Here is a 19,629-nt window from a genome sequence, read left to right on the forward strand (position 1 = left end):
GTACCTGGGGGGGGGCGGGGGGGCGGCCGGTATCCGCCCCCGCGGGTGCCCCCGCCAGGGCCCCGGCCGCGCCCCCCGGCCGGGGGGGGGGGGGGCGGGGCTGCCCCCCCGGCCCCCCGCCACCGCTCATCTCATCAGGCCGATGAAGTGACCGCCTGGCCGAGATGCCGGGCGAGGAACCGGGTCGCGCTGTCGGCCTCGAACCTGGGCCATTCGAAGTGCTTGCCCGCGTTGGCGTGCAACGTCTTCTCCTTCGAGGCGAAGGCGTCGAACAGCGCGAGGCCGGCCTCGCGCGGGATGAGCTCGTCGTCCCACTGCAGGCCGAACTCGATCGGGACGGTGATCTGCTTCGCCTTCTCGAACAGGGCATCGGGCCACATCAGGCCGAAGACCGCGGCCGTGATCCGGGGCTCGGCCGCCACCAGCGGCACCCCGAGCGCGGTGCCCATGGCGATGCCGACGTAGCCCACCGGCCCGTCGGCGCCGATCTCCGGGAGTTCCTGAAGGGCGTCCAGGGTCGCCTGCCACTCGGGCACGGCGAGCTCCGCCAGGCGGGCGTTGTAGCGGACGACGATCGGGCCTTCCGGCTCGCCCGCCGCCTGCGCCTTGCGCAGTTCGGCGATCTCCTGCTCGTCCTGCGCGGTGCGGGGCCGGTCGCCGTGACCGGGCGCGTCGATGACGGCGACACGGTAGCCGCAGCCGGTCACGAGACGCTGGGCGCGGCCCACCATCGCCGGGTGCTTCTTGTGGGCGCCGCCGCCGTGGCCCATCAGGACCAGGGGTGCGCGATCGGTCGCGTCGGAGGCCGGAGACCAGAGAACGCCGGGGACGTCGCCCACGGTGAAGTCGCGTTCGAGCATGCCGTCCGACGACGACTCGGCGGTGAAGTGCAGAGAGTTCATGGGTGTTGCCTTTCGGGAGTGCCTTGTTGTCGAGGCGCTCCCGGCGACACCTACGTCAGTCGCCGGCCGTAACGGAAAGGGGGAGCACCCACGTCGATACAGCGTTCATGGGTCTCACCTCCTCGGGCGGTGTCACGGTCAACTGCAAGCTACAAGCCCGAGCACCGCCCCGTCCAATCCTTTTTCCGGCCACGTGATCACGACTCCAAGCGGGCCCTACTAGGCGTGGTGGTCGAACTCGCCGGTCTTGGCGGCCTGGAGGAAGGCGGCGAAGTGGGTGGGGGTGGTGGGGATGATGAGGTGGCCCTGGTCGGACTCGCGGACTTCGACCAGGCCGTCGGCGGTGCGGATCTCCACGCACTCGTTGTTCGCGGCGCTGTAGCTGGACTTCTGCCAGTTGGTGTCGGTCATCTGGGGTCCCGTTGGTTGTTCGGCGCAGGAAGTCGGGTTGGCCGACTTCCTGCGCTGTGGTGTGTCCAGCGCTGTGACCGGGATGGTCCACCGTGATCGGAAGGCGGCTCGCGGGACGAGCGTACGCGCAACGGCTGGTATTACTGGGGCATGCAGGAAGAGACGGCACGCTCCGCGATCGACACGTTCATCTCCGCGTTCAACGCCTCGGACGACAGCTATGTGACTGCCCTGCTCTCCCAGGCCCTGACCTCAGACGTGGTCTTCTGGGGGCCGTTGGGTCGCAGCGAAGGAATCGCGGCGGTCGAGCAGTTCGTGCTGGACATCCGGCGCCACCCGGCGGGGGCCGGCACGATGGCGCGCTGCTCGGCGGTGGACATGCCTGGCGAGTGGGCCCGGTACCAGTGGGTCTTCACCACGCCGGATGGAGGCCCCCGCCTGGCGGGAACGGACGTCGTCCATCTGCGGCGGAGCCTCATCGACCAGGTCATCGTCTTCGCGGGGGAGATCGAGCCGTCCGCCTCCTGAGCCGTCCTTCTGCCGCTGTCCTTCTCGTGAACCTGTCCCTTTCGGCACTCCGGGGCTGCGGTTCGCGGTCGGTCAGGCTGCGGCGTCGAGGGGGCGTCCGCCCTAGCGGCGAACCTACGCGGTCACAGCCCTAGGCGTGGTGGTCGAACTCGCCGGATTTGGCGGCCTGGAGGAAGGCGGCGAAGTGGGCGGGGGTGGTGGGGATGGTGAGGTGGCCCTGGTCGGACTCGCGGAGTTCGACCAGGCCGTCGGCGGTGCGGATCTCCACGCACTCGTTGTTCGCGGCGCTGTAGCTGGACTTCTGCCAGTTGGTGTCGGTCACCTGGGGTCCCGTTGGTTGTTTGGCGCAGGAAGTCGGGTTGGCCGACTTCCTGCGCTGTGGTGCGTCTAAGCGTGGTGGTCGAACTCGCCGGTCTTGGCGGCTTGGAGGAAGGCGGCGAAGTGGGCGGGGGTGGTGGGGATGATGACATGGCCCTCGTCCGACTCGCGGAGTTCGACTGCCCCGTTGACCGTTCGGACCTCCACACAGTTCTCGACGCTGCCGCTGAAGGAAGACTTCTGCCACTCGGTGTCGGTCATGATGGGCCTTTCATAGGTCTCGTGCGATTTTGCGGATCAGGTCGCGAGAGCCGCTCTCGCTCAGCGCAACCGATTCAGTGCGCTCGAAGATGTACCGGTAGCTGGCCAGCTCGTTGACGGCGTCGAGGTATTCGGGGCCCTGGGAGAGTTCCCGCTCGACAGTGTCGAGCTCAGGGACCGAGCCGAACGCGTAGGCGAGGTTCTCGGCGGCCCCGGGGAAGGTCTCGACGTCGAACGGTACGACTCGAATGGTCATCCAGGGCAGCTCGGAGTCTTCGAGTAGAGAGCCGAGTTGTTCCTTGAGGATCTGGGTACCGCCGAACCGGGTCCACAGTACCGACTCGTAGATGAAGGCGGTCAGCGGCTTCGGATTGCGGCGCAGGTCGGCCTTGCGCTGCATTCTGAACGCAGTGCGGGCCTCCAACTCGTGCCGAGGGAGCGGAGGAAATACTCGCCCGAAGACTGACGAGGCGTAGTTGATGGTCTGGCAAGGGCCCGGCATGTGGGTGAGGAGCCACATCATGAGCCCGTTCGAACGCTTCTCCAGCTCCGCGTTCTCAAGGATGCCGTCAGGGAGGGACCCTCGGTACTCCTCCCACCAGCCCTTGGAGCGGTCCTGGACCATGGACTCCAGCGCCTCGACCAAGGGCATGTTCGCGCACTTGCAAGCTGCTGCGAAGGAACGGAGCCGTTCTGGGCTCACGCCGATCTTGCCCGACTCCATTTGGCTGACCTGAGTTCTGTCGATGCCAAGGGCCCTGCTCAGGTTTACGGTCTGAAGGCCGGCGGCCTCGCGCATCTTCCGAAGCTCGGCACCGATACGACGTTGACGGAGCGTCGGATTGAGTCGTGGCGGCATTGGGTCCTTCCTTGCCGGTGTGCTCCAAGTCTGCCGCGCCGCTTGGGCGCGGGTCCACCTGGGGGCGGAGGGTGGCACTTGAGGGTGAACCTATCCGGTTTTCGTTCTACACGTGATACCAGTGCTGTATGTTCGGCGTCATGGCGATCCGACGGATCGTCAATAGCACCCTATTGCTGGGGCTTTCGGCGGCATGCCCGCCGGTTCTTCCCTCACCATCACGCCTCGGGAGAACTCCCATGCGCCACCTCAACACGCCCTCCCTCGCTATCGCCCGCCAGTCCCTCCGGGACGCGATGGGTCGTTGCGGGTACTCGCCCTCGGCCACTGCGGACGCCGAACTCGCGCTCGTCGAAATGCTCGTGAACGCCTGGCGGCACGGCGGCACCCCCGCGCCGCTCGTCCTCATCCTCGCTGTCGGCCCCACCCTCCGGGTGTCCGTCAGCGACGAGAGCCCGGACCTCCCCAAGAAGCAAGAGCCGGCGCCCCTCGCCCAGTCCGGTCGGGGCCTCCTGCTCATCGAAGGCCTCACCCACCGCTGGGGCGTGGACCCCCAGGAACGTGGCAAATCCGTCTGGTTCGAGCTGGAGTTGGAGGCCGCCTGATGTCCCTCCCGCGCCGTCGCCCCATGCTGCCGACCGACCCCCGGATCCGGCTCTACACCGACGAGAACATCCACACCCTCCTCGCCGAAGTCGACGAGCGCGGCCGCAAGTTCGGCCTCATCTGGCCCTCGGCCACCACCGACCGCACCATCGACGGCCGCATCCTCGTCCGCTTCAACACCGCCCCCGCGTCCACCCTCCTCAACCTCCTCTCCCTCCTCCTCGCCGCCGAACGAGACGCCGACCGGTGCGATTCCTGATCGGAGCCGCCTTCGCGGTCCTCCTCGCCCTGGCGATCGCCACCGTCGTCCTGGGCGTCATCACCGCCCTCCGCGCGACCCCGCCCGACGAGGACACCTAACCCCCAGCCCCCACCCCCACCCCCAGCCCCCGCCGCCCAGCCGTCGGGGGCTGGGGGACGATTGGGCACGTGGCACAGCGGAGATACGAGTACGCCCCGGCAGGCACCCTGCCCGGGCTGTTGCAGCGCGGCCGGGGCCTGGGCGCGCGGATGGCGGCGGAGGACCCGGCGGCAGCCGCCGACCTGGTCTACGGGTGCATCCGCTGGGACTGGCGCTGGGACCGGCAGGTGGACGACCGGCACCTCTACCTGGCGCGGCTCGTCCGGGACCTGGAACTGCCGGTCGGACCGATCGTCGAACTGCTGACCGGGGACGAGGACACCTGCCTGCGGGCCACCGGAGTCCTGGAGCTGCTGGCGCTCGGCGGCTCCGCCGAGGCCCGGGACGCACTCCGTACCCACGTCCGCGAGGGCGAGCACCGGGTGGCCGTCCTGGAGTCGGTGGCCGTGGTCTGGCCGCCCCAGTGGTGGGAGGATCTGGCGGCCGGGCAGGACGTCCGTGAGCGGCGTGGCCCTCGCGGCTCGACGGACCCGGCCCCCGAGCGGGACAGCGCGAGCCCGCGCGCCCTGCTGTCCGAGCACGGCGGCGCGAGTGATCCCGGTCTGCCCATGGCGACGGGCGAGCTGGAGCGGCAGTGGGCGGCCCAGGAGTGGTGCGGCCCGATGCACACCGCCCGGGGCCTGGCCCGGTTCGGCCCCGAAGCGGCCGGGGCCGGGTCGCTGCTGCGCCGCTTCTGGCTGTGGACGCCGCACTCCTCCGAGCGCCCCGGCTACCTGGAGTCACTGGCCGCCATCGCCCCCGCCGGGCTGGCCGAGGTGTACACCGAGTGCCTCTGGGACTGCGAGGCCGACGCCCGCCTCCTGGCCGTCGCGCACGCCCCCGACCGCCCCCACGTCCGGGAACGCCTCGCCCACCTGCGGGACGACCCGATGGAGGTACCGGAGGTCCGCGAGGCCGCCGGGGCGCGACTCGCCGGGCTGAGCTCGGGAGGCTCCGAGCCGGAGGGAGCCGCCTCCGAAGGGGAGCTAGAGTAGACGCGTGAACGTGTGAGTGATGGTCCGGACCCCACGAGGTGGTCCGGGCCACATCCGTTTCCAGGCACCTTCCGTGACCTGCGCGTACCTGCGCGTTCGCCGGCCCACCAGACCCGCACTCGCCTCCGGAGGCCCCGCCTTGAGCGATCAGCCGTTCGCGCATCTGCACGTCCACACCGAGTACTCGATGCTGGACGGTGCCGCCCGGCTGAAGCAGATGTTCAAGGAGGTCGAGCGGTTGGGCCAGACCCACGTCGCGATGACCGACCACGGGAACATGTACGGCGCCGCCGAGTTCCACAAGCAGGCGACCGCCGCCGGGATCACCCCGGTGATCGGCATCGAGGCGTACGTCGCGCCGGAGTCCCGCTCCAACACCAAGCGCATCCTGTGGGGCCAGCCGCACCAGAAGCGGGATGACGTCTCCGCCTCCGGCGCCTACACCCACAAGACCATCTGGGCCCGCAACAAGGAGGGCCTGCACAACCTCTTCAAGCTGACCTCGCGCTCCTACGCCGAGGGCTGGCTGGTGAAGTGGCCCCGGATGGACAAGGAGCTGATCTCCGACCTGTCCGGCGGCCTGATGGCCACCACCGGCTGCCCGTCCGGCGAGGTGCAGACCCGGCTGCGCCTGGGCCAGTTCGACGAGGCGGTGAAGTCGGCCGCCGACTACCAGGACATCTTCGGCAAGGAGAACTACTTCCTGGAGCTGATGGACCACGGCCTCGACATCGAGAAGCGGGTCCGCGACGGGCTGCTGGAGATCAGCAAGAAGCTGAACATCCCCCCGGTCGTCACCAACGACTCGCACTACACCACCGAGGCCGACGCCGGGGCGCACGACCTGCTGCTCTGCGTGCAGACCGGCAAGAACCTCTCCGACCCGGACCGCTTCCGCTTCGACGGCACCGGCTACTACATCAAGTCGGCCGCCGAGATGTACGCCCTGGACTCCTCGGACGCCTGGCAGGAGGGCTGCCGCAACAGCCAGCTCCTCGTCGCCTCCCGGGTCGACACCGAGGGCATGTTCAAGTTCCGCAACCTCATGCCGCGCTTCCCGATCCCGGAGGGCTTCGAGTCCGAGGCGGACTTCTTCAAGTCCCAGGTGTGGAAGGGCATGGACTGGCGCTTCCCGGGCGGGTACGACGAGGAGCACAAGAAGCTCGCCGAGTACGAGATGGACACCATCATCCAGATGGGGTTCCCGGCGTACTTCCTCGTGGTCGCCGACTTCATCATGTGGGCCAAGGAGCAGGGCATCGCGGTGGGCCCCGGCCGTGGTTCGGCGGCCGGCTCGCTGGTCGCGTACGCGATGGGCATCACCGACCTCGACCCCATCCCGCACGGGCTGATCTTCGAGCGCTTCCTCAACCCCGAGCGCATCTCCATGCCCGATGTCGACATCGACTTCGACGAGCGCCGGCGTGGTGACGTGATCCGGTACGTGACCGAGAAGTGGGGATCCGACAAGGTCGCCATGATCGTCACGTACGGCACCATCAAGGCGAAGGCCGCCATCAAGGACTCCTCGCGCGTCCTCGGCTACCCGTACGCGATGGGCGACCGGATCACCAAGGCGATGCCGCCGGACGTGATGGGCAAGGGCATCCCGCTCTCCGGCATCACCGACTCCTCGCACCCGCGCTACAGCGAGGCCGGCGAGATCCGGGGGCTGTACGAGTCCGACCCGGACGTGAAGAAGGTCATCGACACCGCGCGCGGCATCGAGGGCCTGATCCGCCAGCCCGGTGTGCACGCGGCCGGCGTCATCATGTCCGCCGAGCCGCTGACCGACCACATCCCGGTCTGGACCCGGCACACCGACGGCGTCACCATCACGCAGTTCGACTACCCCACCTGCGAGGGCCTCGGCCTTCTCAAGATGGACTTCCTCGGCCTGCGCAACCTGACGATCATGGACGACGCCGTCAAGGCGATCGAGAAGAACAAGGGCATCAAGATCAACCTGCTTGATCTGCCCCTGGACGACAAGCCGACCTACGAACTGCTGGCGCGCGGCGACACGCTCGGCGTCTTCCAGCTCGACGGCGGCCCCATGCGCTCGCTGCTGCGGCTGATGAAGCCCGACAACTTCGAAGACATCTCCGCCGTCCTCGCGCTGTACCGACCGGGCCCGATGGGCGTCAACTCGCACACCAACTACGCGCTGCGCAAGAACGGCCAGCAGGAGATCACCCCGATCCACCCGGAGCTGGAGAAGCCCCTGGAGGAGATCCTCAAGCCGACGTACGGCCTGATCGTCTACCAGGAGCAGGTGCAGAAGGCCGCCCAGATCCTCGCCGGCTACTCGCTCGGCCAGGCCGACCTGCTGCGCCGGGCCATGGGCAAGAAGAAGAAGGAGATCCTGGAGGCCGAGTTCGTGCCCTTCCAGAAGGGCTGCCGGGACCACGGCTACTCGGACGCGGCGATCCAGGCGGTGTGGGACGTTCTGGTCCCCTTCTCCGGCTACGCGTTCAACAAGGCGCACACCGCCGGGTACGGGCTGGTCTCGTACTGGACGGCCTACCTCAAGGCGAACTACCCGGCCGAGTACATGTCCGGCCTGCTGACGTCCGTCAAGGACGACAAGGACAAGTCGGCGATCTACCTCAACGAGTGCCGCAAGATGGGCATCCAGGTGCTGCCGCCGGACGTCAACGAGTCGGACTCGGACTTCACCCCGCACGGTGACACGCTCGTCCGGTTCGGCCTCACCGCGATCCGCAACGTCGGCGGCCCCGTCGTCGACTCGATGATCCGCACCCGCAAGTCGAAGGGGAAGTTCAGCTCCTTCCCGGACTTCCTCGACAAGGTGGAGTCGGTGGTCTGCAACAAGCGGACCGTCGAATCGCTGATCAAGGCGGGCTCCTTCGACTCGCTCGGGCACACCCGCAAGGGCCTCAGCGCGCAGTTCGAGCCGATGATCGACAACGTCGTCGGGGTCAAGCGCAAGGAGGCCGAGGGCCAGTTCGACCTGTTCGGCGGGGACGCCGTCTCCGACGAGCCCAGCTTCGGCCTCGACGTCGTCTTCTCCGAGGAGGAGTGGGAGAAGGCCTTCCTGCTCACCCAGGAGCGGGAGATGCTCGGCCTGTACGTCTCCTCGCACCCGCTGCACGGCATCGAGCACGTCCTCGCGGACAAGGCGGACTGCGCGGTGGCCGACCTCGCCGAACGGCCCGACGGCACCATCGTCACCATCGGCGGCATCATCTCGGGCCTCCAGCGCAAGATGACCAAGCAGGGCAACGCCTGGGCCATCGCGACCGTCGAGGACCTGGCGGGCTCGATCGACTGCATGTTCTTCCCCGCCAGCTACCAGCTGGTCTCGGCCCAACTCGTCGAGGACGCCGTGGTGTTCGTGCGCGGCAAGCTGGACAAGCGGGAGGACGTGCCGCGACTGATGGGGATGGAGCTGTCCGTCCCGGACCTGTCGAACGCGCACGCCGAGGCGCCGATCGTCATCAACATCCCGAGCGTGAAGATCACCCCGCCGCTGATCGCCCGGCTCGGCGAGGTGCTGGGCAGCCACCGGGGCACCACGGAGGTCCGGGTGCGGCTGGAGGGCCGGAACAAGACGACCGTGCTGCGGCTGGACCGGCACCGGGTGAAGTCGGACCCGGCGCTGTTCGGGGACCTCAAGCAGCTGCTCGGGCCGAGCTGCCTGGCGGGCTGAGCCGGTGACCTGATCCCCCGGGCCCGGGGGATCAGCCGTGCCCGCCCAGGCCCGGGGGGACGGCCGTGTGCAGGGCGGAGACGAAGGCCGAGATGGCCGGGTGGGAGCCGGCGCCCGCGCGGAAGGCGGCCCGGGTGCGGCGGTACATCGGCAGCCGGGTGAGGACCACACCGGGCGGGGGCTGCGCGGCGCCCAGCTGCGGGACCAGGGCCACGCCCTGGCCGGCCGCCACCAGGGCCAGGACGGTCGCGAAGTCGTCGATCTGGTGCCGGATCCGGGGCGCGAACCCGGCGGACTCGCAGGCCCGGACGGCCATGCTGTGGCAGAGCGTGCCCGGCGGGGCCATGATCCACGGCGCGCCGCGCTGCTCGGCGACCGTACCGGGGGCGCGGGCCGCCAGGTACATCGGCTCGGTGAACACCGGACGGGTCACCGCCAGGCCCGGCTCCGGATCGGCCGGGACCAGGTCGTACTCGTGGACCAGAGCGACGTCCAGCTCGCCCGCGCGCAGCGCCGCCGCGACGCCCGCCGGATCCACCTCGGTCACCATCGGCTCCAGGCCCGGATGCCAGGCGGCCAGCTCGGCCAGCACCGCCGGGATGATCGCGCGGGCCGCCGACGGGTAGGTGCCGATCCGCAGCGGGCCGGCCAACCCCCGCCGGGCGTGGGCGAGTTCGGCGCCCGCCTGCTCCAGCAGGGCGAGCACCGCCTCGGCGTGCCGGACGAGGTTGCGCCCGGCCGGAGTGAGCGCGACCCGCCGCCCGGTGCGCTCCAGCAGCGGGACGCCCGCCTCCTTCTCCAGGACGGACAGCTGCTGGGACACCGCCGAAGGGCTGAAGGAGAGCGCCTCGGCGACGGCGGCGATGGTGCCGAGGTGGGCGAGTTCGCGCAGCAGGCGCAGGCGTCGGACGTCGAGCATCGGCTCAGCTTACGAGAAGCATCACGAATGTGAACTGGACCTGGGCGATCGGCGGGCCGCAGGATCGTGGCCATGGAACTCACCGGCATCCACGTCCCCCTGATCACGCCCTTCGCCGCGGACGGCACGGTCGCGCTGGACGCCCTCGCCGTGCTCGCCGCCGAACTGCTGGAGGCCGGCGCGGCCGGGCTGGTCGCCCTCGGGACCACCGGCGAGCCCGCCGCGCTGAGCGAGGACGAGCGCTGGGCCGTGGTCGAGACCGCCGCGGCCGCCTGCGCCGCCCGCAGGGCCCTCCTGACCGTCGGCGCGCACGGCGGCGACACCCGCTCCACCGCCGAGTCGCTGGCCGCGCTCGGCAAGCGGGTGCCGCAGGCCGCGGCCGCGCTGGTCACCGTCCCGGCGTTCCTGCGGCCGGGCGAGGCCGGGACGGTCGCGCACTTCCGGGCGCTCGCCGGGAGCAGCCCGCTGCCGCTGGTCGTCTACCACATCCCGTACCGCACCGGGCAGCAGCTGTCCGCCGCCGCGCTGCTCGAACTCGCCGCGCTGGACGGCGTGGCGGGCGTCAAGTACGCGACCGGGGGAGTGGACCAGACGGCGGTGGAACTGCTCGCCGCCGCCCCCGCCGACTTCGCGGTGCTGACCGGGGAGGACGCCTTCCTGTCGCCGCTGCTGGCGCTCGGCGCGGCCGGCGGCATCCTCGCCTCCGCCCATCTGGCCACCGCCCGGTTCGTCGAGCTGACGGAGGCCTGGCAGGCCGGGGACGCCGCCCGGGCCCGGGCGCTCGGGCACCGGCTCACCGGGCTGGCGCTGGCCGCGTTCGCCGCGCCGAACCCGACGGTGATCAAGGGCGTGCTGCACGCCCAGGGCCGGATCCCCACCCCGGACGTCCGGCTGCCGCTGCTGCCGGCCGGGGAGGCGGAGGTCGAGGCCGCGCTGAAGCTGGTGAGTGGTCTGGACCACTAGCCCTCTCTCATAGCGTGGAACACCAGGCCGCCGCACCCGCGTGACAAGGCATGATGGGCAGAGTGCGGCTGTAGACAGCACCATCCAGAGGAGTAGTCGGAATGAAGATCGGCATTGTCGGGGCCACCGGCCAGGTCGGCGGAGTGGTCCGCGAGATCCTGGCGGAGCGCGCTGGTCGTGAAGGCGGACTGGGCCCGGTCGAGCAGCTGCGGCTGTTCGCCTCGGCCCGCTCGGCCGGACGCACCCTGCCGTGGCAGGGCACCGAGGTCACCGTCGAGGACGCGGCCACGGCCGACTACACGGGCCTGGACATCGTGATCTTCTCGGCCGGCGGCTCCACCTCCAAGGCCCTCGCCCCCAAGGCCGCCGCGGCCGGCGCCGTCGTCATCGACAACTCCTCCGCCTGGCGCCGCGACCCCGACGTCCCGCTGGTCGTCTCCGAGGTCAACCCCGGCGCCATCGCCGACCGGCCCAAGGGCATCATCGCCAACCCGAACTGCACCACCATGGCCGCCATGCCCGTGCTGCGCCCGCTGCACGAGGAGGCCGGCCTCGCCGCGCTCGTCGTCTCCACCTACCAGGCCGTCTCCGGCAGCGGCGTGGCCGGCGTGGCCGAACTCCAGGACCAGGCCGCCAAGGTCGTCGACGGTGCCGCCGCGCTCGCCCACGACGGCTCCGCCGTCGAGTTCCCCGAGCCCAAGGTCTACCAGCGCCCGATCGCCTTCAACGTGGTGCCGCTGGCCGGCTCCATCGTCGAGGACGGCTCCAACGAGACCGACGAGGAGCAGAAGCTCCGCCACGAGAGCCGCAAGATCCTCGGCATCCCGGACCTCAAGGTCGCCGGCACCTGCGTGCGCGTCCCGGTCTTCTCCGGCCACTCGCTCCAGATCAACGCCCGCTTCGAGCGCCCGATCAGCCCCGAGCGCGCCGCCGAACTGCTCGCCGCCGCCCCCGGCGTCGAGCTGTCCGACATCCCCACCCCGCTCCAGGCCGCCGGCCGGGACCCGAGCTACGTCGGCCGCATCCGGGCCGACGAGACCGTCGAGCACGGCCTGTCGCTGTTCGTGTCCAACGACAACCTGCGCAAGGGCGCCGCGCTCAACGCCGTCCAGCTGGCCGAGCTGGTCGCCGCCGAGCTCAAGGGCTGACACCCGGCCCCGCCGGGCCGCGGGCGCCCGCACCCCCGGGCTTGCGCCCGCTTGCACCCCCCGGCGTGACCAAGGGCGGGCCCCGTCGTTGAACGGGGCCCGCCTTTGCGTTCCGTTGGGCTTGCCGTTGCGGTACCGCGACATCCGTCGAGGTTCGGCGCGCGAACCAGGGGGAAAAGGTGACCCAACGATCGGGCGGCCACGGGGGCCCCTCACCCCACCACGCTCGGACGACGGGCGGATCCGCGCCCACCGGCCCGACCCCCCACGAGGGCGAGTGGAAAGAGGTGCGCGATGGACCGCTGTGTCGTCCTGGTGGATGCCGGATACCTGCTGGGCGCCGCCGCCAGCCTGCTCGCCGGTGACCCGTCCCGCTCCAGAGTCACCGTCGACCACACCGCGCTGATCACCGCGCTGCGCGAACGCGCCGAGGCCGAGACCGGGCTGCCGCTGCTGCGCATCTACTGGTTCGACGCCGCCCCCGACCGGCGCCCGATGCCCGAACACCGCCGGCTGCGCGTCCTGCCCCGCGTCACCGTGCGGCTCGGCGCCCTCACCCGTGCCGAAGGGCGCTGGGTGCAGAAGGGCGTGGACGCCGCCATGCACGCCGAACTCTCCGAACTCGCCCGCAACCGGGCCTGCGCCGACGTCGTCCTGATCACCGGCGACGGCGACCTGCTGCCCGGCATGATGACCGCCAAGGAACACGGCGTGGCCGTCCACCTGTGGGCGTTGCAGGCCGCCGACGGCGACTTCAACCAGTCCGAGGACCTGGTCGGCGAGGCCGACGAGCGCAGAGTGCTCGACCGCGAGTGGATCGAGGGCTCCTTCAGCCTCCGCGAGAACGCCAACGTCTTCCCCGCGCCCGGCGCCCGCCAGGAGATCGCCAAGATCCTCGCCGCTCCGCCCGCCGCCCCGCCCGTCGTGGCACCCGTCGTGGCGCCCCCGGCCGTCCGTCCGGCCGCCGTCGCCCCGGCCCCCGCGGCCGTCGCCGGGGTCGGTGCCGGGGCCGTCGCCGGGGTCGGGGTCGGTGCCGTCCCAGGGGCCGGACGGCCCCAGCCGGCCACCGCGCTCAAGGTCGTCCCCACCCCCAAGGACCTCGCCGGGCGCACCCCCGCCGTCGCCCCGGCCGTCAACGGGCACGGTGCCAACGGGCAGCTGAACGGGCACACCAACGGACAGACCAACGGGCACGTGAACGGGCACGGCACCAACGGGCAGGCCGTCGGCGCTGCGGGCGCCGCAGGACAGGCCGGCCCGGTCCTGCGCTGGTCCTCCGACCGCGGCTGGGTCGACCGCCCCACCCCCGAACCAGCCGTCACCGCCGGCGACAGCCTCCCCACCCTCGCCCACCTGACCACCGCCGAACAGCGCTGGGCCGACCGCGAGGAGGACATCACCTCCATCGGCGGCGACGCCCACGAAGTCGGCCAGGTCTTCGCCCGCCGCTGGAGCGAACGACTAGGCGACGTCGAACGGCTCACCGCGCTCTGGCCCGACTACCCCCGTATCCCGCACCGGGTCGACGGCGAACTCCTCCGCTACGCCGCCCGCTTCGGGCTGCTCGCGCACAAGGACGACCAGATCGACGAACACGACCGCTACGCCATCCGGGCCGGATTCTGGAAGGAACTCGCGGTGCGGGTGCCCGGCGGATCAATGGTCGTCGTGGACGACTGACGGACGCACGGCTCGGGTTGGACCCGGCGGGCCGCGCGCCGGTTTTCGGTGATCAGGCCCCCTTGTCCGGTTCGCCCGTGCGAACGCGTAAAGTCTTCGGTCGTGAACGAGTCGGCAGGGCGAGCACCCCAGAACACCCCGCCGTGCGTCGCCGTGCGCGACCTCGTCCGGACCTTCCGGACCGGGCGCGGGGCCGCCGCCGCCGAGATCCGGGCCAACGACGGAATCAGCCTCACCGTCCGCCAGGGCGAGGTCTTCGGACTGCTCGGACCCAACGGGGCCGGCAAATCCACCCTCGTCCGCCAGCTCACCGGCCTGCTGCGGCCGGACTCCGGGTCCGTCGAACTCCTCGGCCACGACATCGTCCGCCACCCCGAACGGGCCGCCCGGCTGCTCGGCTACCTCGGCCAGGAATCCAGCGCCCTCGACGAACTGACCGTCGCGCTCGCCGCCGAGACCACCGGACGGCTGCGCGGCCTCACCCGGGCCCGGGCCCGCGCCGAAGCCGCCGACATCCTCACCGAACTCGGGCTCGAACCCCTCGCCCAGCGGCCGCTCGCCAAGCTCTCCGGCGGTCAGCGCCGGCTCGCCTGCGTCGCCGCCGCCCTCGTCGGGGAACGGCCGCTGCTCGTCCTCGACGAACCCACCACCGGCATGGACCCGGTCGCCCGGCGGGCCGTCTGGACGGCCGTCGACCGGCGCCGCACCGAACGCGGCGCCACCGTCCTGCTGGTCACCCACAACGTCATCGAGGCCGAGACCGTGCTCGACCGGGTCGCCGTCATCGACGACGGGCGGGTCATCGCCTGCGACACCCCCGGCGGACTCAAAGCCCTCGTCGACGGCGACGTCCGGCTCGACCTGGTCTGGCGGGACGAGGCGCCGCTCGCCGTCCCCGCCGTCGCCGAACTCGCCGAACGGGCCGAACGCACCGGCCGCCGCTGGACCGTCCGCACCACCCCGGAACAGGCCCGCGAACTGGTCGCCGCCGTCACCACCGGCCCGGCCTTCGCCGCCCTCGACGACTTCACCCTCGCCACCCCGAGCCTTGAGGACGCCTACCTCAAGCTCGGGGGCCGCCACGGAGGACTGGCCAAGTGACGCTGCTCTCGGTGCCGCCGCAGGCCACCGCCCCCGCGACCGGCGCCACCCCCGCCCCGCTCGCCCCCGCGGCCCGGCTGCTGCCCGCCCTCGCCGCCGTCTACCGGGCCCAGCTCGCCCGGGCCCGGGTGGCGCGGATCCCGCTGCTGTTCGTCGCCACCTTCCAGTCCGTCGGCATCCTGGTGATGATGCGGGGCGTGGTGGACGCCGGGCAGACCTCGGCGGCGCGGTCCGTGGTCGCCGGGTCCAGCGTGCTGGTGGTGGCGTTCGTCGCGCTCAACCTGCTCGCCCAGTACTTCGGGAAGCTGCGGGCCACCGGCGGACTCGACCACTACGCGACGCTGCCCGTCCCCGCCGCCTCCGTGGTGCTCGGCGCGGCCGCCGCCTACGCCTCGTTCACGCTGCCCGGGACGGTCGCCACCGCGGCCCTGGGCGCCGTGATGTTCGGGCTGCCGCTCGGGCAGCTGTGGGTCCTGCTGGCCGTCGTCCCACTCGCCGGAGCCGCCCTGTCCGGGCTCGGGGCCGCCTGCGGGCTGCTCGCGCCCCGCCAGGAGATCGCCACCATGCTCGGGCAGCTCGGCATGTCGGCGGCGCTGCTGCTCGGCGTGCTGCCCGTCGACCACCTCCCGCAGCCCGTCCTGTGGCTGCGCGACCTGCTGCCCTCCACGTACGGCGTCGAGGCCTTCGCCCGGACCTTCGACCCCGACCCGGACTGGGCGCTGGTCGTGGGCGACCTGGCCGTCTGCGCGGGCGTCGGCGTGGTGTCGCTGGCGATCGCCACCTGGGCCTACCGGCGGGCCGTCTCCCGGTAGGGCGCGTCCCGGGGCCGTCCTCGGCGGGACCCAGGGTCCGGCTCCGCGAGGCACGGGCGACGGCTCGTCCCGGCCGCGATCGTGAAACGATGGGGCCTGTGACCGTACCGAACACACCTCCGGACCCCACCCGCGCCGACGTGGACGCGGTGCCGGACATCACCCCCGACCCGTACGCGCCGCCGCCCGCCCCCGACGCCGGGACCCTGCCGCCGGCCGGCCTCGCGGTCGCGCAGTCGCCGGGCCCCACGCTCAAGGAGCGGCTGCTGCCCGAACTGCGGCTCGGCGCGGGCACGGTGCTGGCCTGCATCGCGGTGGGACTGGTGATGGCGGGGCTGTGGGTCTGGCTGGCGCCCAAGGTGCCGCTGATCGTGGACGGCGACCGCATCCTCTACGCCGACCCCGAAGGCGAACAGCGGGCGGGGGCCGACGCGGTCTTCGTCCTGATCGCGCTCGGCGCGGGCCTCCTGACCGCGCTCGGGGCCTTCCTGGTCACCCGGCGGCGGGGCGGCGGCATCGCCGTCGCGCTCGGCCTGGTGATCGGCGGACTGCTCGGCTCGGTCGGCGCCTGGCGGCTCGGGCGGTGGCTCGGCCCCAGCGACAACCTGATCGCCGAAGCCCGGCGGGTCGGCAACGGCGGGCACTTCGACGCGAGCATCGACCTCGGCGCGCTGGGGGCGCTGCTGGTGTGGCCGATGGTGGCGATGGTGGTGCTGCTGGCGCTGTCGGCGGCGTTCGGCAAGCGCGAGGAGGACCCGCCGCCGTACTGGGCGGGGCCGGGGCCGTACGGGGTGGCTGCGCCGCATGCTCCTGCGGAGGGTGCTGGTGCTGCGGGGCCGGAGGACGCCGTGCCGTCGGACGGCGTTGCGCGGCCGGGGGATGTTGTGCGGCCGAACGATGCTGCAAGGCCGGAGGGCGCTGCGCGGCCGGGGGAGCGGGGGCAGGACTGATCGCGTAGGCGGGGGGCGAGGCCGGGGCCGGGTGCGGGCCCGGCCTGCCGGTTCGCGCAGTTCCCCGCGCCCCCGGGGTGGGCGCTTCCCGAGGCGGAGAGCCGGGTCGGGCCCGGGGAGCTCGGCAGCCCCGTCGGCCGGGGGTCAGCGCGCGATGGGGGCGGTGCGGGCGCTGGTGAGGGTGACCAGGTCGGTGGGGGCCAGCTCGACCTCCAGGCCGCGGCGGCCGGCGGAGACGTAGACGGTGGGGTGGGTGAGCGCGCTGGCGTCGACGACGGTGCGCAGCGGGCGGCGCTGGCCGAGCGGGGAGATGCCGCCGCGGACGTAGCCGCTGCTGCGCTCGGCGGCGGCCGGGTCGGCCATGGCGGCGCGCTTGCCGCCGACGGCGGCGGCGAGGGCCTTGAGGTCGAGCTGGCCGACGACCGGGACCACGCCGACGGTGAGGACGCCGTCCACGTCGGCGACCAGGGTCTTGAAGACCCGATCGGCGGCGACGCCCAGGGCCTCGGCGGCCTCGCCGCCGTAGGAGGCGGCGGCCGGGTCGTGCTCGTAGGCGTGCACGGTGAACGGGACGGCGGCGGTCTCCAGAGCGACGGTGGCGGGGGTGCCCTGGCCGCCCTTCTTCGATTTCTTCGCCATGCGGGTTCCTGGGCTCTCGTCGGGGCTGCTGGGCAGGGCTGCTGGGCGGTGCTGTTGGGCGGTGCTGTTGGGCGGGGCTGCTAGTTGGGGCTGAACGACTGGCGGGTGAGGTCGACCGCGGGCAGCGACGGCAGCCAGCTGAGCACGGCGCTCTCGCGGCGCAGCAGGTCGAGTTCGACGCGCAGCCGCTGGGCGGTGTCGGGGCAGGCCAGCAGCTGCTGCTTGACCGGGGTCTCGAACACCGAGGCGGCGGCGACCAGGTAGGAGAGCACCTGCGGGTCGTCGGGGAGTTCCTGGCGCCCGACGGTACTGGCCTCGCGGGCGCCGGCGAGGCGCTTCTGGTAGACCCGGAAGGCCCGCTCGACCTCGGAGGCGAGGGCGCCGGAGCCTTCGCCGGACTGTTCCTCGACGAGTTCGGCCTCGCCGGTCAGGTACGGGCCGGAGACGTCCACCGAGCGGAGCCGGAACCGGGTGGTGCCGGTGACCAGCAGCTCGTAGCGGCCGTCCGGCTGCTCCTGGACGGAGGCGACATCGGCGACGCAGCCGATGTGGAACATCGCCTCCAGCGGGTCCCCGGTGGCGGTGCCGAGGCCGTCGAGCGGCCCGGCCGGGCCCTCCTCGGGGCGGACCGGGGCGACCTCGCGGCCGTCCTTGATGGCGAGCACGCCGAAGCGGCGCGGCGTGTCGGCCGGTAGTTGGAGCAGGTCGGCGACGAGACGGCGGTAGCGCTCCTCGAAGACGTTCAGGGGCAGCACGAGGCCCGGGTAGAGCACGTTGTTCAGCGGGAAGAGCGGCAGCCGTTCTGTCACGGCGGACAGCGTAGTTCCCCGGGCGGTCGCGGCGCGTCGGGGTTGTGCCCGCCGGGAGGCCCGCGGCGGCGGTCAGCCCCGTTGCAGCATGCGGGTGGCGCCGGCCACGACGGTGGTGGCGAGCAGCCAGCCGACGACCACCAGCCCGGCCGAGACGTACTGGCTGAGGCCCCCGGGGTTCCAGCCCTGCTGGCCGAGGTCGACGACCGGGACCAGCTGGCTGAGCGTGTACAGCACCGGGTTCCAGTGCGGGCGCTCGTCGGCCTTCAGCGGCTCCAGCGGGTGGGTGGCGAACCAGACGCTGCCCAGCGCCCAGGCGAGCAGCAGCCACAGGCCGGCCCGGCCGGGGCGGTAGCCGTAGCCGACGGTGGCGTCCTGGACCCGGCCCCAGATCCGGGCGGGCAGCGGGAGGGTCCGGTGGCGGCGGCGCTGCTTGGCGTACAGCACCTCGCGGGCGTCGTCGTCGGCGCCGTCGCGGCGCAGGGCGGCGGCGAGCTGCTCGTAGGACTCGGGCTGGAAGTCCACCGAGGAGCCCTCCAGCCAGGCGATCCGCTGCTGGACGGTGAAGTGGCCGACCGGGCGCAGCACCTCGTAGACGAAGCCGGTGAGGCCGAGGTGGCGGCCGCGCGGCCAGGCGTCCGGGGTGTCGACGAGGTTGCCGACCCGGGCGCGGGAGAGCGAGACGGTGCCGGTGGGGCGGATCCGGCAGGTGAACCGCAGCTCGGGGGTGTGGATGCGGCGCAGCGAGAGCTCGTCGTCACCCTCCAGGTGGAACTCGCCGGAGATCAGGCAGGCGCTCTCGAAGCGGGCGTCGGAGAGCCGGACCCGGCCGTAGGCGCGGAACGGGGTGCTGGGGGCGCCGGGGGGAGGGTTCTGGCCGTAGCCGGAGCCGTAGTAGCTGCGGGAGCCGAACCAGCCGCCGTCGGCGGAGCTGGTCAGGTAGAGGGTGTGGCCGACGGTGAGCCGGACGGCGTTGAGGCAGGTGCGGTTCTGCGGGACGGCGCGCAGCTGGGCGCCGCGCAGCGACAGCCGGCCGCCTATCCGAGCCGTGCGCAGGCTCAACTCGCCCTCCACGTCGACGCGTTCGGCCTCGAAGTCCTGGTGGACGGCCAAGCCGTCGGCGGACAGCGCGCGGCCGTAGCGGTCGCCGCCCAGGACGGTCTGGTTGAGCAGCAGGTCGGTGCCGATCTTGGCGTCGGTGAGCCGTACGCCCTCGGGTATCCGGCAGCGGGCCAGGTGGAGGTCGCCGGTGGTGGTGAGCCGGGAGGCCTCCAGGCGGGGGATCAGGCAGGTGACGAAGCGCAGCGTGGAGGCCGAGGCCTCCGAGATGAGGACCTTGCGCTCGAAACGGCACTCGCGGAGTTCGACGTAGTGGCCGATGGCGCCGCCGGCCAGGTTGAGCGCGCCGGTGACCAGCACGCCGTTGAGCCGCAGCGACGCGACCCGCCCGGTGGCGGCGGCCGGGCCGGCCAGCAGCAGATGGGCGAGGACCTTGGCCCGGACGGTCCGCCCGGGGCCCCAGACGGCGTCCCCGAAGGGGTCGTCGGCGGCGGCGTCGCCACTCCGCCGGTCGAAGACGTTGCCGCGGCGGAAGGCCTCCCAGAGCTCCCGTTCGGTGTCGGTCCAGCCCTCCGGAACGCGCTCCACCGTGCCTT

20 protein-coding genes are annotated in these 19,629 nt (G+C 72.3%); 11 read left to right on the forward strand and 9 right to left on the reverse strand.

Annotation, left to right across the window (positions count from 1 at the left end; genetic code table 11):
* Positions 1-134: 134 nt before the first annotated feature.
* Positions 135-902 carry an alpha/beta hydrolase gene (locus tag ACIPLC_RS09155; protein ID WP_400472301.1) on the reverse strand — a complete coding sequence of 256 codons (768 nt, stop codon included), beginning with the start codon at positions 900-902 and terminating at the stop codon, positions 135-137.
* Between the two features lie 219 nt (positions 903-1,121).
* Entirely contained in the window at positions 1,122-1,313 is a 192-nt protein-coding gene (locus ACIPLC_RS09160) for a DUF397 domain-containing protein (protein ID WP_400472302.1), read from the reverse strand.
* Positions 1,314-1,463: 150 nt separating this feature from the next.
* On the opposite strand from ACIPLC_RS09160, the gene ACIPLC_RS09165 reads away from it, so the two are divergent.
* Positions 1,464-1,841, forward strand: a complete 378-nt coding sequence (locus tag ACIPLC_RS09165) for a nuclear transport factor 2 family protein (protein WP_363582862.1) — start codon at positions 1,464-1,466, stop codon at positions 1,839-1,841.
* 130 nt (positions 1,842-1,971) lie between these two features.
* Here ACIPLC_RS09165 and ACIPLC_RS09170 read toward each other — a convergent pair whose 3' ends face one another.
* From ACIPLC_RS09170 to ACIPLC_RS09180, 3 genes are all read right to left on the reverse strand, one after another.
* Positions 1,972-2,163, reverse strand: a complete 192-nt coding sequence (locus tag ACIPLC_RS09170; protein WP_400472303.1) for a DUF397 domain-containing protein — start codon at positions 2,161-2,163, stop codon at positions 1,972-1,974.
* 65 nt (positions 2,164-2,228) lie between these two features.
* Positions 2,229-2,420 (reverse strand): DUF397 domain-containing protein, encoded by a 192-nt coding sequence (locus ACIPLC_RS09175; protein WP_400472304.1) that lies wholly within the window; start codon positions 2,418-2,420, stop codon positions 2,229-2,231.
* 10 nt (positions 2,421-2,430) lie between these two features.
* Complete coding sequence (locus tag ACIPLC_RS09180) at positions 2,431-3,279, reverse strand: helix-turn-helix domain-containing protein (RefSeq protein ID WP_400472305.1); 849 nt, start codon at positions 3,277-3,279, stop codon at positions 2,431-2,433.
* 239 nt (positions 3,280-3,518) lie between these two features.
* On the opposite strand from ACIPLC_RS09180, the gene ACIPLC_RS09185 reads away from it, so the two are divergent.
* The 4 genes from ACIPLC_RS09185 (at position 3,519) to dnaE (ending at position 8,953) form a co-directional block, all read left to right on the forward strand.
* Positions 3,519-3,884 carry an ATP-binding protein gene (locus ACIPLC_RS09185; protein WP_400472306.1) on the forward strand — a complete coding sequence of 122 codons (366 nt, stop codon included), beginning with the start codon at positions 3,519-3,521 and terminating at the stop codon, positions 3,882-3,884.
* Positions 3,884-4,144: a hypothetical protein gene (locus ACIPLC_RS09190; RefSeq protein ID WP_400472307.1), complete on the forward strand. Its 261-nt coding sequence runs from the start codon at positions 3,884-3,886 to the stop codon at positions 4,142-4,144. Before ACIPLC_RS09185 ends, ACIPLC_RS09190 begins: the two co-directional genes overlap by 1 nt.
* A 170-nt stretch (positions 4,145-4,314) precedes the next feature.
* Entirely contained in the window at positions 4,315-5,280 is a 966-nt protein-coding gene (locus tag ACIPLC_RS09195) for a hypothetical protein (protein WP_400472308.1), read from the forward strand.
* A 139-nt stretch (positions 5,281-5,419) separates the two neighbouring features.
* Positions 5,420-8,953: a DNA polymerase III subunit alpha gene (gene dnaE / locus ACIPLC_RS09200; protein WP_400472309.1), complete on the forward strand. Its 3,534-nt coding sequence runs from the start codon at positions 5,420-5,422 to the stop codon at positions 8,951-8,953.
* Between the two features lie 31 nt (positions 8,954-8,984).
* On the opposite strand, the gene ACIPLC_RS09205 is transcribed toward dnaE, so the two are convergent.
* On the reverse strand, positions 8,985-9,872 hold the full coding sequence (locus ACIPLC_RS09205; protein ID WP_400472310.1) for a LysR family transcriptional regulator: 888 nt from the start codon (positions 9,870-9,872) through the stop codon (positions 8,985-8,987).
* Between the two features lie 72 nt (positions 9,873-9,944).
* Between ACIPLC_RS09205 and ACIPLC_RS09210 the strand changes: the two genes are divergently transcribed.
* From ACIPLC_RS09210 to ACIPLC_RS09235, 6 genes are all read left to right on the forward strand, one after another.
* Positions 9,945-10,835 carry a dihydrodipicolinate synthase family protein gene (locus tag ACIPLC_RS09210; protein WP_400472311.1) on the forward strand — a complete coding sequence of 297 codons (891 nt, stop codon included), beginning with the start codon at positions 9,945-9,947 and terminating at the stop codon, positions 10,833-10,835.
* 101 nt (positions 10,836-10,936) lie between these two features.
* Entirely contained in the window at positions 10,937-11,983 is a 1,047-nt protein-coding gene (locus tag ACIPLC_RS09215; protein ID WP_363582845.1) for an aspartate-semialdehyde dehydrogenase, read from the forward strand.
* A 294-nt stretch (positions 11,984-12,277) separates the two neighbouring features.
* A complete protein-coding gene (locus tag ACIPLC_RS09220; RefSeq protein WP_400472312.1) occupies positions 12,278-13,663 on the forward strand; it encodes an NYN domain-containing protein in 1,386 nt (461 codons plus the stop codon).
* A 102-nt stretch (positions 13,664-13,765) separates the two neighbouring features.
* On the forward strand, positions 13,766-14,764 hold the full coding sequence (locus ACIPLC_RS09225; protein ID WP_400472313.1) for an ABC transporter ATP-binding protein: 999 nt from the start codon (positions 13,766-13,768) through the stop codon (positions 14,762-14,764).
* The gene (locus ACIPLC_RS09230) at positions 14,761-15,576 is read left to right on the forward strand and encodes an ABC transporter permease (protein WP_400472314.1); all 816 of its coding nucleotides are present in this window, start codon (positions 14,761-14,763) and stop codon (positions 15,574-15,576) included. Before ACIPLC_RS09225 ends, ACIPLC_RS09230 begins: the two co-directional genes overlap by 4 nt.
* Positions 15,577-15,674: 98 nt before the next feature.
* Positions 15,675-16,526, forward strand: a complete 852-nt coding sequence (locus ACIPLC_RS09235) for a hypothetical protein (protein WP_400472315.1) — start codon at positions 15,675-15,677, stop codon at positions 16,524-16,526.
* A gap of 144 nt (positions 16,527-16,670) precedes the next feature.
* On the opposite strand, the gene ybaK is transcribed toward ACIPLC_RS09235, so the two are convergent.
* From ybaK to ACIPLC_RS09250, 3 genes are all read right to left on the reverse strand, one after another.
* Positions 16,671-17,165 (reverse strand): Cys-tRNA(Pro) deacylase, encoded by a 495-nt coding sequence (ybaK, locus tag ACIPLC_RS09240; RefSeq protein ID WP_400472316.1) that lies wholly within the window; start codon positions 17,163-17,165, stop codon positions 16,671-16,673.
* 80 nt (positions 17,166-17,245) lie between these two features.
* A complete protein-coding gene (locus tag ACIPLC_RS09245) occupies positions 17,246-17,974 on the reverse strand; it encodes an LON peptidase substrate-binding domain-containing protein (RefSeq protein WP_400472317.1) in 729 nt (242 codons plus the stop codon).
* A gap of 72 nt (positions 17,975-18,046) precedes the next feature.
* Positions 18,047-19,621, reverse strand: coding sequence for an oxidoreductase (locus ACIPLC_RS09250; RefSeq protein ID WP_400472318.1), 1,575 nt, complete (start codon positions 19,619-19,621; stop codon positions 18,047-18,049).
* Between the last annotated feature and the right edge of the window lie 8 nt (positions 19,622-19,629).

The sequence above is a fragment of the Kitasatospora sp. NPDC086801 genome (assembly GCF_044745805.1).
Classification (GTDB): domain Bacteria; phylum Actinomycetota; class Actinomycetes; order Streptomycetales; family Streptomycetaceae; genus Kitasatospora.

What these genes read in the sequence shown, in the direction of transcription:
- ACIPLC_RS09155 (WP_400472301.1), bottom strand. Translation starts at nt 902, where the DNA reads ATGAACTCTCTGCACTTCACCGCCGAGTCGTCGTCGGACGGCATGCTC.
- ACIPLC_RS09205 (WP_400472310.1), bottom strand. Translation starts at nt 9,872, where the DNA reads ATGCTCGACGTCCGACGCCTGCGCCTGCTGCGCGAACTCGCCCACCTC.
- ACIPLC_RS09165 (WP_363582862.1), top strand. Translation starts at nt 1,464, where the DNA reads ATGCAGGAAGAGACGGCACGCTCCGCGATCGACACGTTCATCTCCGCG.
- ACIPLC_RS09160 (WP_400472302.1), bottom strand. Translation starts at nt 1,313, where the DNA reads ATGACCGACACCAACTGGCAGAAGTCCAGCTACAGCGCCGCGAACAAC.
- ACIPLC_RS09215 (WP_363582845.1), top strand. Translation starts at nt 10,937, where the DNA reads ATGAAGATCGGCATTGTCGGGGCCACCGGCCAGGTCGGCGGAGTGGTC.
- ACIPLC_RS09185 (WP_400472306.1), top strand. Translation starts at nt 3,519, where the DNA reads ATGCGCCACCTCAACACGCCCTCCCTCGCTATCGCCCGCCAGTCCCTC.
- ACIPLC_RS09190 (WP_400472307.1), top strand. Translation starts at nt 3,884, where the DNA reads ATGTCCCTCCCGCGCCGTCGCCCCATGCTGCCGACCGACCCCCGGATC.
- ACIPLC_RS09180 (WP_400472305.1), bottom strand. Translation starts at nt 3,279, where the DNA reads ATGCCGCCACGACTCAATCCGACGCTCCGTCAACGTCGTATCGGTGCC.
- ACIPLC_RS09175 (WP_400472304.1), bottom strand. Translation starts at nt 2,420, where the DNA reads ATGACCGACACCGAGTGGCAGAAGTCTTCCTTCAGCGGCAGCGTCGAG.
- ACIPLC_RS09220 (WP_400472312.1), top strand. Translation starts at nt 12,278, where the DNA reads ATGGACCGCTGTGTCGTCCTGGTGGATGCCGGATACCTGCTGGGCGCC.
- ybaK (WP_400472316.1), bottom strand. Translation starts at nt 17,165, where the DNA reads ATGGCGAAGAAATCGAAGAAGGGCGGCCAGGGCACCCCCGCCACCGTC.
- ACIPLC_RS09210 (WP_400472311.1), top strand. Translation starts at nt 9,945, where the DNA reads ATGGAACTCACCGGCATCCACGTCCCCCTGATCACGCCCTTCGCCGCG.